General features: G+C 35.4%; 10 protein-coding genes. 8 read left to right on the top strand and 2 right to left on the bottom strand.

What is annotated here, in order from left to right; all coding sequences use genetic code 11:
• Positions 1–77: 77 nt before the first annotated feature.
• Both B0A66_RS11565 and B0A66_RS11570 read left to right on the top strand, forming a co-directional pair.
• Positions 78–797, top strand: a complete 720-nt coding sequence (locus tag B0A66_RS11565; RefSeq protein ID WP_089049994.1) for an adenine nucleotide alpha hydrolase family protein — start codon at positions 78–80, stop codon at positions 795–797.
• 75 nt (positions 798–872) lie between these two features.
• On the top strand, positions 873–1,796 hold the full coding sequence (locus B0A66_RS11570; RefSeq protein ID WP_244283439.1) for a bestrophin family protein: 924 nt from the start codon (positions 873–875) through the stop codon (positions 1,794–1,796).
• Between the two features lie 65 nt (positions 1,797–1,861).
• Here the strand turns inward: B0A66_RS11570 and B0A66_RS11575 are convergent, their stop codons facing one another.
• A complete protein-coding gene (locus B0A66_RS11575) occupies positions 1,862–3,280 on the bottom strand; it encodes an aminotransferase-like domain-containing protein (protein ID WP_089049996.1) in 1,419 nt (472 codons plus the stop codon).
• A 12-nt stretch (positions 3,281–3,292) separates the two neighbouring features.
• Between B0A66_RS11575 and B0A66_RS11580 the strand changes: the two genes are divergently transcribed.
• Positions 3,293–4,297 carry an EamA family transporter gene (locus tag B0A66_RS11580; RefSeq protein WP_317044361.1) on the top strand — a complete coding sequence of 335 codons (1,005 nt, stop codon included), beginning with the start codon at positions 3,293–3,295 and terminating at the stop codon, positions 4,295–4,297.
• A gap of 132 nt (positions 4,298–4,429) precedes the next feature.
• Positions 4,430–6,688 carry an acyl-CoA dehydrogenase family protein gene (locus B0A66_RS11585; RefSeq protein ID WP_089050060.1) on the top strand — a complete coding sequence of 753 codons (2,259 nt, stop codon included), beginning with the start codon at positions 4,430–4,432 and terminating at the stop codon, positions 6,686–6,688.
• Between the two features lie 275 nt (positions 6,689–6,963).
• On the opposite strand, the gene B0A66_RS11590 is transcribed toward B0A66_RS11585, so the two are convergent.
• Entirely contained in the window at positions 6,964–7,710 is a 747-nt protein-coding gene (locus B0A66_RS11590; RefSeq protein ID WP_089049997.1) for an NUDIX hydrolase, read from the bottom strand.
• Positions 7,711–8,104: 394 nt separating this feature from the next.
• On the opposite strand from B0A66_RS11590, the gene B0A66_RS11595 reads away from it, so the two are divergent.
• The 4 genes from B0A66_RS11595 (at position 8,105) to B0A66_RS11610 (ending at position 16,515) form a co-directional block, all read left to right on the top strand.
• The gene (locus tag B0A66_RS11595) at positions 8,105–10,363 is read left to right on the top strand and encodes a TonB-dependent receptor (protein ID WP_244283441.1); all 2,259 of its coding nucleotides are present in this window, start codon (positions 8,105–8,107) and stop codon (positions 10,361–10,363) included.
• 10 nt (positions 10,364–10,373) lie between these two features.
• The gene (locus B0A66_RS11600; protein WP_089049999.1) at positions 10,374–12,683 is read left to right on the top strand and encodes a glycoside hydrolase family 3 protein; all 2,310 of its coding nucleotides are present in this window, start codon (positions 10,374–10,376) and stop codon (positions 12,681–12,683) included.
• Positions 12,684–13,149: 466 nt separating this feature from the next.
• Positions 13,150–14,037 (top strand): alpha/beta hydrolase, encoded by an 888-nt coding sequence (locus tag B0A66_RS11605; RefSeq protein ID WP_089050000.1) that lies wholly within the window; start codon positions 13,150–13,152, stop codon positions 14,035–14,037.
• 27 nt (positions 14,038–14,064) lie between these two features.
• Complete coding sequence (locus B0A66_RS11610) at positions 14,065–16,515, top strand: glycoside hydrolase family 3 N-terminal domain-containing protein (protein ID WP_089050001.1); 2,451 nt, start codon at positions 14,065–14,067, stop codon at positions 16,513–16,515.
• The last annotated feature ends 225 nt before the right edge of the window (positions 16,516–16,740 follow it).

Here is a 16,740-nt window from a genome sequence, read left to right on the forward strand (position 1 = left end):
AAATTCTAATTTTAGGTTAAGACCCTTCTTATATAGATAAAGTTATTTTGTAAGTATAAACTAAACTAATTATACTTATGAAAAACTTCCTTATACCTACCACACTAAAAGAAGATACCATCAGTGCTGTAAAATCAGCAATTAATCAGGCAAAAGATACCAGCTGCCAGATTGTTTTAATGATGGTTGCCGATGCTCCTGATACCTTTTCATCATCACAATTTTTACGTGAGATGAGAGTGGGATTAACACCAAGTCAAGAAGAAGTATTGGAGATTTGCAGAAGTATTGCAGAACGAAATGCAAACATCAAAATCAAGATTCACAACCAGTTCGGACTTTCGTCTCCCGTTTTTAAAGGTATTATTGATACGTTTGAAGTAAAATTAGTAATCCTGACTAATTCTTATAAACAAGAAACAAAACGTATTCATCAATACTTAGTAAAATTAGCAGGCAATCAAAAATGTCCAATTTTACATTTGGGTGCTGAAAAAAGCAAAGAAGACTTCTACAAAGCGCTTTACATCGAAAGTGAAAAAGCACCAATGCATGTTAAAGATGTGCAGCAATTTTTAAGTGCTAATTTCTCGTATGAGATTGTAAGCCAAACCACTAGTTTTAATGATAATTATGAGCAGTTTGCGCCTTATTTAACAGAAGCGATTTCAAAATACGACATCGATTTGTTAGTAGAAACACGCAAAGGCGAAAAAATTAAATTCAGTAAAACTAAAAAAGAAAATATAAGCGATAAACTGGGACTTCCTGTTTTATCACTTTACGAAACGGCATAAGATTAAAAATCACCGTTCAAAAATAATCAAGTTTAATTTAAACCGAAAAATATGTTATTAAAGAAAAGAATACCAATGAAGTACGTTCTCGGGAAAATTAAAGTAGAGTTAAGTCTTGTGGTAGCTTATACCGTAATATTTGAAATTCTTCATCACTATTTTATCAATGTACCGGTAGATATTCCAATTGCGATACCAACCATGATTGGTACCATTATATCCTTATTATTAGCTTTCAAATCCAATCAGGCGTATGACAGATGGTGGGAAGCAAGAATTGTCTGGGGAGCAATCGTAAACGATTCCCGAACACTGATTCGTCAAGTGCTTACATTTTATAAAGATCCCGATTTTTCTGTTGAAGCGAGCGAATTCAAAGAAAATTTTGCAAAAAGACAAATTGCGTGGTGTTATAGTTTAGGTCAGTCACTACGAAAACTGGACGCCTTAAAACCAATTGAAAATTTGGTTAGTGAAGAAGAATTACGTTTTGTCAAAAATCATCATAATATTCCGAATGCGCTTTTATTATTGCATGGAAAAGATCTTCGAAATGCTAAAAATGAGAAACGTCTGAATATGTATCAGCAAGTCGAAATCGATAATACAATTACGAGATTGTGTGATAATATGGGAAAATGTGAACGAATTAAAAACACAATTTTCCCGACAACCTACAGTATGTACACCAGAATAACATTGTGTTTGTTTATTTTGTTATTGCCATTTTCATTAATCAGTGTCTTGAGCTGGTTTGCAATTCCATTGATTACAGCAGTTGCAGGAGCCTTCTTTTTGATAGAAAGAATGGCAATTCACTTGCAGGATCCGTTTGAAAACAGACCAAGTGATACGCCTGTAACCAGTATTGCCATTACAATTGAAAAAAATATAATGGAAATGCTAAACGAGTATCAAAGCGAATTTGATATCATTAAAGAGTTTCATTTAAAAGAAGACTCTCATAAAGTAAATAACAAACACTATTATGTTTTATAATTAATCTTTAGTTCATTAGTTGTTTAACCAGACAATGCATTTTTTTGTGTTGTCTGGTTTTTTATTTAAGAGGCAAGGAGTTTGCCTAAAGTTTGTATTGATTGTCTCAATTCATTGGTCCAAGGTAAGCCAAAACTCAAGCGCATACAATTTGAAAATTGATCCTGAAGCGAGAATATACGCCCCGGTGCAATGCTAATTTGATGTTTCATAGCCAATTGATAAAAAGCAGCCGTGTCAATTTTTTGATCCAGTTCTACCCAAAGAAAAAAACCGCCCTGAGGCTGACTAACCTTAGTTCCTGCCGGAAAAGATTCTAAAACAGTATTGATGTAATTATTGCAATTATGATTTAAAATCTGTCGGATTTTTCTAAGATGATTCTCATAACGTCCGTTTTTCAGAAAATCGCCCACCACTTCATGTGTAATCGTAGGAGTAGAGAGCGTATGATAAATTTTACTTCGCAGTATTTCTTTCTTGAATTTCCCGGGTGAAACCCAGCCTACACGATATCCCGGTGCAAGCGTTTTAGAAACAGAACTACAACAAAGCACAATCCCGCTTTCGTCATAGGTTTTACAGTTTGTTGGTCGGCTGGAGCCAAAGTACAAATCACCATGAATATCGTCTTCAATTAGCGGAATATTATAGAATTCCATTAATTTCACAACCTCTTTTTTATGCTCCGCAGGCATCATGCTTCCTGAAGGATTGCTAAAATTACTCATCAACAGACAGAGTGCTACTTTTTTAGACGAAAGCGCTTTTTTAAGTGCTTCGAGTTCGATTCCCGTAGTCATGTTAGTGGGCAATTCCATAATATACAATCCCAGCGATTTCGCCAATTGCAAAACGCCAAAATAAGCAGGGCTTTCTGTAATAATAGTATCTCCGGGTTTGGTAAGCGTCATTAAACAATGCGAAATAGCACTTGTACATCCGGGCATCGTAATAATATCCTTTTCAGTTAAAGAACCTCCCCACGTAAAAGACCATTTTGCGATTTCACGGCGAAGGTTAGGATTACCTTGTACTTCTTCATAACTCGTGCCGCTATTTGGTAATTGACGCATTGCCTGAACCATTCCTTTATTTAGTTTGGCGATCGGTAAAAGTTCGTTAGACGGAAAACCCAAAGAAAGCATCGTAATATTTTTATCTGTCATATTACCATATACCTGATCAATCAAATCCTGTCGGTCTATATTTTCACCTCTTAAAACAGGACTGCTTGGTGTAGGTTCTGTAATAATTCTTGCCGATGTATTGCTTACATAATAACCGGATTGCGGTCTTGATTCAATCAAAAATCGGCTTTCTATTTCATAATACGCTTTGCTTACGGTACTCATGCTGTAACCCGTTTTAGCGGCTACTTCTCTGATCGACGGAAGTTTATCACCTACGTTTAAAACACCGGATTTTATTTGCTTCTCAATTCGGTCAGCATATTGCACGTACAAGTAATTGGAATTTTTCATAAAAAAACTGTTATGGTGCAATTTACAAAAACTGTATCTGTATTGTTGTTTTATTTTCAGGAAATTTGTTTTAATAATAAACCACTTAAAAATAAAGAAGAAGTGAAAACAACAAAATATTACATAGCTGCGATAACCGCTTATACCATTTGGGGCTTTTTTAGTTTGGTTTTAAAGCCAATTCACGAGTATCCGTCTTTGGATATATTATTTAATCGTGTTTTTAGCTGTAGTATTCTGATGTTGCTAATTGTGTTTATTTTCAAACGCAATAAAGTCACAGAAGCCATTGAAATTTTCAAAAAAATGGAAGTGGCAGAGAAAAGAAAAACAATCTTAATCAATATTGGAGGAAGCGTTTTTCTAATCGCGAATTGGTTTTCTTTTATTTATGTCATGAACCACGTAAGTGTAAAAGCAACTTCGCTGGCGTATTTGGTTTGCCCAATTTTAACCACTTTGCTTGCGTATTTTATCTTACATGAAAAACTAAGCAAAACACAATGGATTGCGGTAGGACTAAGCATTTCGGGGTGTCTTCTTTTGTCTTATGCAGATTTAATGGATATGTTTTTTAGCGTTTTTATCGGTTTTACCTATGCGAGTTACCTTGTAAGTCAGCGTGTCAACAAAGCTTTTGATAAGTTCATTACACTTACGTTTCATATTACCTTAGCAGCTTTGGTTTTATTGCCTTTTTATCCTGCTTACAGTGGTCCGTTGCCAACAGAATTTAAGTTTTACTTTTGTATCGAAACCATCGCGATTCTGTTTACGATAATACCGTTATTTTTAAATTTATATGCACTTTCCGGCATCAAAGCTTCAACCGTTGGAATGTTGCTGAACATAAACCCCATGATTGCTTTTGCATTGGCTAATTTTGTGTATCATGAACAAATAGGAACACTGCAATATGTTTCTTATGCTATTATTTTACTCGCAGTAATTGTATTTAATTCGCATCATATTTTTGCGTTTAAACAAAAATACAGTCCGGTTTCTAAAAACATTTAATCAATAGCAGGTTGTAAAATTACCAGAATCTTAACAGCATATTTAAACAGGAATGAGTATTTTTCATTTCTGTTTTTTTGTTTAATGGAAAGACAGAAAAAATTAATTTTCCAAACCGATTCAACTATTTTTATGAAAAATACCAAACTCCAAGCCTTCATTCCATTATTTTATTTAGTGTGGTCAGATGATCTTTTGACCCAAAAGGAATTTGCTACAATTCAGAATTTTATCAATATATTAAGCTGGCTTTCGCCCGAAGAAAAACAAGAACTTCTTTCTAAAATAGACATTTCAAATCCGCCTTCGCGAAACGAACTTGCACAATGGAAGCAGGATATAGAAAGTAGTATTCAGGATAAATCTTCAATAAAATCTGTTTTTGATATTGCCGTGGCGCTTTCAGATAAAGATCTGGATATTTCTACTTTAGAAGCTGATTTTAGAAAACTGGAAAATGACCTGGGAGTTTTGGGAGAAGAAGTAATTCAGAATTTTAAAACAAAAGAAGGTTCTTTTACAGCCAATTCTCAAACAACAAGCAATTTTGATGTTCAAAAAATAACAGCACTACTTGATGGTAAAGAAGCTGCTATAATAAAAAAAGTAAAGTCGGTTATTTCAAGACCAGAGTTTGCTTACGAAACGTCAACCGATATAAACGTATTTCGTGAAACAGTATACAAATGGTGCAAAATCTTAGCAGATGAAAATTTGGGAAATATGGCGTATCCAAAGCAATATGGTGGAGGAGAAAATATAGCCGATTATTTTGCTATTATGGAAACGCTGAGTTACCACGATTTAAGTCTGGTTATTAAATTTGGCGTTCAGTTTGGACTTTGGGGAATGAGCGTACAATCGTTAGGAACCGAAAAACATTATGCTAAATATTTAAAAGACATTGGAACATTAAAAATTCCAGGCTGTTTTGCGATGACTGAAACAAATCATGGTTCTAACGTAAAAGGTTTAGAAACTACAGCAACCTACAATCACAACGATCAGACTTTTGTCATTCATACACCACACGAAAAAGCGCAGAAAGAATACATTGGTAACGCAGCTGTACACGGACAAATGGCGACTGTTTTTGCAAAATTAATCATTGATAATCATGATTATGGTGTAAACGCTTTTGTGGTTCCACTACGCGATACAAACGGAAAAACATTAGATGGTATTACCATTGGAGATTGCGGTCACAAAATGGGATTGAATGGTGTAGATAACGGAACAATCAGTTTTAATCAGGTTGTGATTCCAAAAGATAATATGCTGGATCGTTTTGCTTCTGTCAATGAAAAAGGAGAATTTCAGAGTCCAATCCCGAGTGATAACCGACGATTTTTTACCATGTTAGGAACCTTGGTAGGAGGTAGAATTGGAATCCCGCGTTCTGCATTGGCTGCTGCTAAATCAGGGCTTACAATTGCCATTCGTTACAGCGATCAAAGACGACAATTTGGACCGGAAGGCGGACTTGAAGTGCCAATTCTAAATTACAGAATGCACCAGCGACGTTTGTTGCCACATTTAGCAAAAACGTATGCCGTTCATTTTGCCCTGCAGTATCTTACGAATCGATTCTTAAACAAAACCGAATCAGAAATGCAGGAAATAGAAGCATTGGCAGCCGGAATGAAATCCTACTCAACCTGGAGTACGAGAGATATTTTGCAGGAATGCCGCGAAGCATGCGGAGGAAAAGGATACTTGTCTGAAAACCGAATTGATGCACTAAAAAATGACACTGAAATATATACTACGTTCGAAGGTGATAACACTGTTTTGATGCAGTTAGTAGCCAAGAACCGCTTATCCGAATTTAGAAAAGCATTTGGCGAAATGGGTTCTTTAGGCATCATCAATTATGTGTATGAAAATGCAAAAACGGCAATTGCAGAGAAAAACCCAATTGCAACACGTAAAACAGACGACGAACATTTACTAGATGGCGAGTTTCATTTACAGGCTTTCATTCACAGAGAAAAGACTATTTTGGCATCAGCAGCAAGACGTATTAAAAAATTGGTTGATGGTGGCTTAGAGCCTTATGATGCATTCAATGTAGTCCAGCATCAAATGATCGATGTAGCCGAAGCGTACTTAGAAAGAATCGTTTTAGAGCAATTTCAGGAAGCCTTAAAAACAGTTGAAGATGAAAAAACGAAAGAAGTATTAACGAGATTAAATCAGCTGTATGCACTTGCTCAAATAGAAAAAAATAAAGCCTGGTACCTTGAAGATGGTTACATGGAAGCAGTAAAAACAAAAGCAATCCGTAAAATGGTCAATCAGCTTTGCTGGGACATACGACCAGATGCCGTTGCCTTAGTAAACGCATTTGACATTCCGGAAAGTTGCCTTGCGGCACCTATTTTACTTTAGACTTACTTAGACTTGCTTAGATTTTTAGATTTTAGATTTTAGATTTTAGATTTTAGATTTTAGATTTTAGATTTTAGATTTTAGATTTTAGATTTTCCGCTTAGAAAATAGTCTAATCAATATTTTAATTTTTAAATATTTCAATCCTTAAATCTTCTAATCCAAAGATCTAAGCAAGTCTAGAATCTAATCAAGTCTAACAATCTAACAATCTAAGAAATCAAAAAAAAAAGTCTAAGCAAGTCTAAGAAGTCTAACAATCTAAAAATCTAAATTTACCAGCTCCCTTTCAGACCTTCTTTCAACGCATTATTGTATTTCTCTAAATCGAAGCTATACAAATCGGGAGCTTTATGCGCACCACCTTTGCGCGATTCATCTAATTTTACGAGAATATCGTAACGTAATATTTTGCGGTAAAAATTCCCTCTGTTCAGTTTTTTGCCTAATATACCTTCGTATAATTTTTGAAGTTCAGGCATTGTAAATTTCTCAGGCAGAAGACTATATCCAATTGGGTGATTATTTAATTGTTCACGGAGTGTCATTAATGCTTTATCGAAAATAATGCGGTGATCCATCATAAATTCAGGAAGATTATCCAGAGAATGCCATTTAACAGCACTCGAAAATTCATCCATATATAGATTTACATGCGAGTGTTCCGCTAAAGCGTAATAACCTATCGAAATAAAGCGCTGTTTGTGCCATAAAGTATTGTCGAATTCTTCGAACGCATTCTCAGAACGATTCATTTTTCCAAACGTATAGAACTGCTGTAAATAAACATTTTCAGTTCCGGTTCTTTCTTTTAATATGCGTACTGCCGCGTCATCTACATTTTCGATTTTTTTTACATAACCTCCCGGAAGCCCCCATGTATCTAGGTTTTTAAGCTTTAAAGTTAAAACCTGAAGTTCATTATCGTGAAAACTGAAGATCACACAATCGATAGAAAGTGTGGGAATAAAATTCTCCCAAAGGTCAGCAGACCGCTCTTCTAATAGCTTTTTAAATTCCATACGCATATAATTAACTTCAAATTTAGCCTTTTAAACAGGACAAGTCAAATTGATTCAATTTTTTCTGACATGTTTTTTTTCGTAGTAAAAAATAAAGATGAAAAAGTCAAAAGTTGATTTTTTAGTCTTTTTTAGACTGAAAATCATAAAGGTCATCCTGACTTTATCCACTGCTGGCAAGACTTCACGCAAACGAGGTAGTTGTTTTTTATTACTTTTTTGACTTACAATGATATATATCATTTTATTGGTTTTATGAAATTTTTAATCTGCTATTTATAAGATTATGTAAATTTTTCACGGTTTTATTTGTTGATTTCAGAATTTGTAATTAATATTGCTTCATAATGAAGCAATGAAAAAAAACTTAAACTTAAACTAACAAATACCACCAATGAAAAATTTAATGATGTCAGCAATCTGTCTCGCATTTTTTTCAGCTAATGAAGGTTTCGCTCAAGAAGCTCAAAAGCAACAAAAAACTGCAGATTCACTTAAAACAAAAATCAAAGTAGTAGAATCAGATTCTAAAGAGGAAAAAAACAGAAACGTAATGCTTAATGCGGCTAACAATACCGGACCGCGTGATGTAAATATTGGTTTGCCTTCAACAGTTGGAGGAATTACCATTCAGGAAAATGATTTACCGGTAGTATATTATTTCTGGCCGGAATTGCCAAACAGAACCTGGAGACAAAGTAAAAGTTTAGGAAGAACCGGTTTACTGAAAATTGGAGAAGCGGCTATTACAACCGGAGATTTAGGTTTTGCAGTTAACTCTTATACCAAATTAGGAACAGATAAATTAGAAATAAACGGAAATTTTTCAGGATCAAGTTTTGGATGGATGAAAGGCGATCTGAATGTTTCAGGGCCTTTAAGCAAAGGCTGGTCATACACAATGGGTGCTTATGCGAATTTTGATCCCAATTCTTTTGATCTGAAATTTGCGAATTACTCAGACAGAACTCAGATTTACAGAGCAGGTCTTACCAAGAAATTTAATAACGGAAAAGGTCAGGTTAGCTTTTTGTATAAATATGCAAACTCAGCTTCTTTAACCAATTATGCCGTTTTTAGATATAAAGAAGGCGGTAAAGTAGAAGAATACAATGATTTCAGAATCGGACGTGATTCGTATATCGTCAACGACGGAATTATGAAATTTAAAGATATTCTATCCGGTGAAACAAAATTTGCTGATATGGGCGGAAGTGATGCAGCTACAACATCGCATACTTTTGATTTATTAGGGAATTACGACTTAGCTAATGACTGGAAATTCAATTTTTCAACACGTTTGCGTTATTCTAAAGCTTCTCAGTTAATTGCAATTCCATTAAGTATTTTTCAGGCAAGTGCAGCAGATAATTTTACTTACGAAGCTACAGGACAGCCTTATACAGGTAATGTCAATTCGATGTTAGGATTATATACTGACGGCGTACCAACGTCAAGCGTATTGTCTCGATTTGAAATCAAAAAAAATGTAGACAGACACCAATGGAGATTTGGTTTAACAGAGTATTACTATCAAGTTGATGATTTTACGTCTAGCCGTTCTTTCTTCAACCAAACCGTAAGTGCAAATCCAGACAAATTAGTTCGTAATACTCCAGGCGGAACTTCAAACACAGATGCTGACGGATTTTACAATTACAATGTAGGTGGAGAATACCATAATGGTTTCGAAAATAAATTATCTGGTTATTTCTCTGATAACTGGACTGTTACTGATCGTTTAAGCTTGGCTTATGGAGTTAATTTAAGATATCATAAACTAAAAGGGGATTATTACCAAACAGCAAGAACTCCGAATTTAATTTTTGATCCAAGCCAAAAAACGTATTTTGATAACAATTGGTTTCACTTAGGAGGATCGGTAAATGCAGTTTATAAAGTAATTAAAAGTGCCGGGATTCTGGCAGACTTTACCTATACAGAAAAAAATGGTCAGCTGGAAAGTTATTCAGGAGCAGTAGCGCCGAATTTAGCTAAAACAAAAAGCCCTCTAGCTGCTTTCGGATTATACTTTAATCAGGAAAAATTCAGTATCGTTTCTCAGGCAACCTACTTAACAAGAAACAACTATCAGGCAAGGTTAAATTTAGTAAACCCTGCAAATGCAAGCCAGTCAGAAGTAGCAACTGTTTTCTATGACATTCAGACTTTAGGATGGACTACAGATATTGTCGCTACACCATTCAAAGGATTTAATTTGCATTATCTAATAACGTTCCAGGATCCTGTTTATAAAAACTATGATTTTTCGGCTTTTGGAAATAATTACTCGTACAACGATAAAAATGTTTTAGAAGTTTCTAAAGTTTTAATGGAAATCGATCCAAGTTATACGTACAAAAATCTTAAGTTTTGGGCTAGTTTCCGCTATTTCAGTAAACAATATGCCAACTTAACCAATGCCTTATATTTTGCGCCAAGATGGGAAACTTTCGGAGGTATCAACTATAAAATCAACGAACATTTCGACTTTGGGTTAACAGCAGTGAACTTCTTAAATCAAACAGGAGCAAAAGGAACAATTAACGGAGCAGAGCTAATAACAGATGCTTCAGGATATTATGATCAGCTTTTGGTTGGATCATACATCCGTCCGTTTACATTAGAAGCTTCTCTTAATTTCAGATTCTAAATTTCTGATTATGAAAAAAATAATTATAAGTGCGAGTGTTGCTTTTTTGATAGGTATTTCGGCACAGGCACAACAAGAAAATTTTAAGATTGTAAAAAATGATAAAGGAGCTGCTTTAGGGTATGCTCCGGAATCAGGTGTTAAGATCTTAACCGTTAGCGGAAAAAAGTTTAAAGATTTAAATAAAAACGGAAAGCTGGACAAGTACGAAGATTGGCGTTTATCATCAGAAGTACGTGCCAAAGATTTAGCGTCTAAAATGTCTGTAGAACAAATTGCAGGATTAATGCTTTACAGCCGTCACCAAGCGCTTCCGGCTCCGGTTGATGGTTACAGAGCAGGACATTACAATGGAAAATTATATCCGGAAAGTGGTGCTAAACCTTGGCAATTAACAGACGAGCAAAAGGCATTTTTACAAGAAGACAACTTAAGACATGTACTGATTACAAGCGTAGAAACTCCGGAAGTAGCGGCTTTATGGAACAATCAGATGCAGGCTTTTGTAGAAGGAATTGGACTTGGAATTCCGAGTAACACCAGTACAGATCCGCGTCACACGGCAAATGTAACGTCTGAATTTAACGCAGGAGCAGGAGGAACAATTTCGATGTGGCCTGATGGTTTAGGTATGGCTTCTACTTTTGATCCGAAAATTGTAGAACAATTTGGTCAGATTGCTGCAAAAGAATACCGTGCATTAGGAATTGCAACGGCTTTATCACCACAAATCGATTTAGGATCAGAACCAAGATGGTACAGAATTTCTATGACCTTCGGCGAAAGCCCAACTTTAACCAGAGACATGGGACGATCATATATTGATGGTTTTCAAACTTCATACGGAAAAGACGAAATCAAAGATGGCTGGGGATACAAAAGTGTCAACGCAATGGTAAAACACTGGCCAAGCGGTGGAGCAGAAGAAGGTGGACGTGACGGACATTGGGCTTACGGAAAATTTGCGGTATATCCGGGTAATAATTTAGAACAGCATATCGATCCGTTTATCAATGGGGCTTTCAAATTAAAAGGAAAAACTAGTAAAGCTTCGGCTGTAATGCCTTACTACACGATTACTTTTGATCAGGATAAAAAATACAATGAAAATGTAGCCAACGGTTTCAGTAAATACATTATTACTGATTTGTTGCGTGATAAATACGGTTATGATGGTGTAGTTTGCACCGATTGGCTGGTAACGGGTGAGGAAGGTAAAACACCAAATCTTTTTGCAGGAAAACCTTGGGGAGTGGAGAACCTTTCGATTGCAGAACGTCATTACAAAGCCATTGTAGCAGGTGTAGACCAGTTTGGCGGAAACAATGATAAAAAACCGGTTCTGGAAGCGTATCAAATGGGAATCAAAGAATTTGGTGAATCGTTTATGAGAGCTCGTTTTGAAAGATCTGCTGTTCGCTTGCTAAAAAATATTTTTAGAGTTGGATTATTTGAAAATCCGTATCTGAATGTAGCCGAGACCAAAGCAATTGTAGGGAATCCGGAATTTATGAAAGCAGGATATGACGCACAATTAAAATCGGTTGTGTTGTTAAAAAATAAAGGTTCAGTTCTTCCATTAAAAGAAAAGAAAACTGTTTTTATTCCGAAGATTTACACCGCATCTACCAAAGACTGGTGGGGCGTGGCAAGTCAGCCAAAATTAGAATATCCTGTAAATCTGGAATTAGTTAAGAAATATTACAACGTAACCGAAGATGCTTCAAAAGCTGATTTTGCGATTGTTTTTGTAACAAGTCCGCAAAGTTTAGAAGGTGGTTATGATATTAATGACAGAACTAATGGAAGCAATGGTTACGTGCCTATTTCATTACAATACGGCACTTACACAGCTAAAGACGCAAGAACTAAAAGTATTGCCGCAGGAGATCAGGTTATTGATCCTAAAATCACCGACAGAACTTATAAAAATAAAACAGTTACAGCTGCCAATACCATGGATTTGAGAACTATTCTCGATACCAAAGACATGATGAAAGGTAAACCGGTTATTGTTTCGGTTACGGCTACTAAACCAATGATTTTTAATGAATTTGAAAAACAGGTAGACGGAATTGTATTGAATTTCGGAGTTTCATCACAAGCTGTTTTGGACATTATTTCAGGAAAAACAGAACCTTCAGGATTGCTTCCTGTGCAGATGCCGGCCAATATGGAGACAGTTGAAAAACAATTCGAAGATGTTCCTTTCGATATGATTCCACATACAGACAGCGAAGCAAATGTTTATGATTTTGCTTTTGGACTAAATTGGAGCGGTGTAATAAAAGATACTCGTACTGAAATTTATAAGAACTAAAATTTTAATCACGCGAAGTCGCAAAGAGGATGTTTTGAATTAATTAGGATGCTTAAAATTTTAATCACGCGAAGTCGCAAAGTCGTAAAGGAAATATTTAAGGATGATTTAAAAACTTTGCGTCTTAGCGCCTCTGCGTGAGATACTCTTTATAAAATTTTAATCACTCGAAGTCGCAAAGTCGCAAAGGAAATATTTAAGGATGATTTAAAAACTTAGCGTCTTAGCGCCTTTGCGTGAGATACTCTTTATGAAATTTTAATCACGCGAAGTCGCAAAGTCGCAAAGTAAAAAAATAAGAATGACTTAAAAAACTTAGCGCCTCTGCGTGAGATACTCTTTATAGAATTTTAATCACTCAAAGTCGCGAAGTCGCAAAGGGAAAAAAAGAATAACTTAAAAAAACTTTGCGCCTTAGCGCCTTTGCGTGAAGAAATACCTTAGAAATAGCTAAAAAAAAATAAATATGAAAAATAAAATAATCGTGCTATCAGTCTTCCTTACATTATTAGTAAGTGGCGTAAAAGCACAAGAAACAATAAAACTATACGAAGGAAAAGCACCCGGATCTGAAGACTGGACGCAAAAAGAAGCACAAATGTATTCTGATCTCTTTAAAACAGAGGTCGTTTACAATGTTACTGATCCATCTTTATTAGTATATCAAGTACCAAAAGGAGTAAAAAATACAGGGACGGCGATTGTAATTGCTCCCGGAGGAGGTTTTCAAAGTCTTTCGATTAACAGAGAAGGAAAAGAACTTGCTGAAATACTGAGTAAAAAAGGAATTACAGCTTTTGTATTGAAATATCGTTTGAACAAAACCGAGACAAATGATCCGGCGAGAGAAATGATGGACAAATTAAAAGACAGAGCTGCTTTTGAAAAAAACTCTCTGGCAACCATTCAATTGGCTGCTAAAGACGGAAAAAATGCGTTGAATTACGTTCGTAACAATGCTTCTAAATTTGGAATTGACGTTAAAAAAGTGGGAATCATTGGATTCTCTGCGGGGAGTACAGTAGCAATGGAAACGGTTTTGGATAATAAGACAGAGCAGCTTCCTGATTTTGTAGCCAACATTTATGGCGGACCAAGACCAGAACTTTTAAGTGTTCCGGCGCCGGAAAAAAAGATTCCAATGTTTGTTTGCGCCGCTAGTGATGATCAATTAAAACTAGCTCCTAGAAGCATTCAAATGTATACAAAATGGCTGGATGCAGGACAAAGTGTGGAATTACACATGTACTCAAAAGGCGGACATGGTTTTGGAACAGGAAAACAAAATTTGCCCGTTGATTCCTGGGAACTACGATTTGAAGAATGGTTAAAATTACAAGGATTTCTAAACTAATAGAAACTATCTAAATACCTATATATTATGAAACAAACACTTATTAAGACTGCAAGAGTATCACTTTTGACCGCATTAGTGATTTCAAATTTATCATGGAATACAGCTACGGGGGACGAAACGAATCCGCCAAAGCTTACCATCAAAGGATTTACATTTACGGATTATAACAGAAATGGAAAATTAGACCTTTGGGAAGATACTCGTTTAAGCGCTAATGAAAGAATTGAAGCGATCATTAAACAAATGACCAATGCAGAAAAAGCAGAATTATTAATCGGAACCGGAATGCCGGGAATAGAAGTTCTTACAGGTCCTGTGGGAGATTCTAAACAAGGATTAGTTCCAGGAGCAGCTGGAGGAACAGCTTCTTTTGACCGATTTGGTATTCCTGCAACGGTAGTGGCTGATGGTCCTGCTGGTCTGAGAATTGCTCCAACAAGAGAAAATGACACTAAAACCTATTATGCAACAGCATTTCCGGTAGGAACAGCATTGGCTTCGACCTGGAACAAAGCACTTTTAGAAGAGGTTGGAAAAGCAATGGGAAATGAAGTAAAAGAATATGGTGTAGACGTTTTGCTTGCACCGGCTTTGAACATCAATAGAAATCCATTGAACGGAAGAAACTTCGAATATTATTCTGAGGATCCTTTAATTTCAGGAAAAACAGCAGCAGCAATCGTAAACGGAATTCAGTCGCAAGGTGTTGGAACATCAATAAAACACTTTGCTGTAAATAATGAAGAAACGAACCGTTTAACTATTAATGCACACGTTTCTGAAAGAGCAATTAGAGAATTGTATTTAAAAGGTTTTGAAATCACGGTAAAAGAATCTCAACCTTGGACAGTAATGTCATCTTATAATAAACTAAATGGCGTTTATACTTCAGACAGCAAAGATTTATTGACAGAAGTTTTAAGAAAAGAATGGGGCTTTAAAGGAATCGTAATGACAGACTGGTTTGGAGGATTCCCTGGTTTCGAATCGATTCAGAAAGGTTCAAGTTCTGATGTAGTAAAACAAATGAATGCAGGAAACGACCTTTTGATGCCGGGAATTCCAGTGCAAAAGAAAGCGTTGATCGAAGCATTAAACTCAGGTAAATTATCTCAGGAAGTTGCTAATACTAACGTGAGAAGAATTTTAGAATTCGTTTTCCGTACGCCAACATTTGCAAAATACAAATACAGCGACAAACCAGACTTGGTTAAGAATGCTGAAATCACCAGAAAAGCAGCAGCTGAAGGAATGATTTTGCTTAAAAACGAGAAAAATGCTTTACCATTTGCTGACAAGCAAAAAGAAGTTTCTTTATTTGGTGTTACTTCTTATGCCTGGATTACAGGTGGAACAGGAAGTGGAAGTGTAAACAACAAACACACGGTTTCTCTTTTAGAAGGTTTTAGCGCAGCAGGATATAAATTAGACAAAGAACTAGTTGATTTGTATACACCTCACGCTGAAAAAGAAGTGGTTGCAGAGAAAGAAAGAAGAAAAGCAAGAGGAATTCTGGCATTGCCTGAAAGACTTCCTGAAATGAAAATGGATGATGCTTTTATTGCTAAAAAAGCGGCATCTTCAGAAATTGCTTTCGTGACTTTAGGAAGAAATTCCGGAGAAGGCGGAGACAGAGTAGTAGATAATGACTTTAATATGGCAACAGAAGAAATTGAAATGCTAGATAAGATTTCAAAAGCTTTTCATGCTAAAGGTAAAAAAGTAGTAGTTATTTTAAACATTGGTGGTGTTATTGAAACAGCATCATGGAAAGATAAAGTAGATGCTATTTTATTAGCATGGCAGCCAGGTCAGGAAGGCGGACACTCTGTTGCAGATGTTGTGGCAGGAAAAATTAGTCCATCAGGAAAATTAACAATGACTTTTCCGGTAAAATATTCAGATACACCTTCAGCTAAAAACTTCCCTGGAATTCCGGTAGAGAATCCAAAAGAAGTTACGTATCAGGAAGGAATCTATGTAGGATACCGTTATTTTAATACCTTCAATGTAAAACCATCTTATGAGTTTGGTTTTGGAAGTTCTTATACGACTTTTGAATTTTCTGATGTAAAATTAAGTTCACCAACTTTTACAGATAAACTAACGGTTTCAGTTATTGTAAAAAATACAGGAAAAACAGCTGGTAAAGAAGTAGTTCAGTTATATCTTGCTGCACCATCAAAATCTATTGATAAACCAAAAGAAGAATTAAAAGCTTTTGGAAAAACAAAAGAATTAAAACCGGGTGAAAGTGAAACTATAAAATTGACATTAGCTCCAAAAGATTTAGCGTCATTTTTAGAAAACAAAAGCGCGTGGATTGCAGAAGCAGGAACATACAAAGTTTTAGTGGGAGCATCTTCTTTAGATATTAAAAAAGCAGTAGAATTTTCTGTTGCCAAAGAGATTACAGTTGAAAAAGTAAAAAAATCATTTGCTTTAGATACCCAATTTACTGAGCTTAAGCCTTAAGTACAGTAAGAATACAATAAATTTCTGTTGAAATGATTTCACTTGAATATTCAATTTGAATAGGAGAGTGAAATCATTTTTTTTATGGCAAAATTTGTTTGTTATTTTTACAAATTATAGCATTAGAAGCCTTTTTACTTTTTACGATTATCTTTTTACCTTTTTCAGGAATAAAATTAAAACATGATAGCACTATAAATAGTTCATTATTGTATAATCACTTTC

Source organism: Flavobacterium hercynium (assembly GCF_002217285.1).
Lineage (GTDB): Bacteria > Bacteroidota > Bacteroidia > Flavobacteriales > Flavobacteriaceae > Flavobacterium > Flavobacterium hercynium.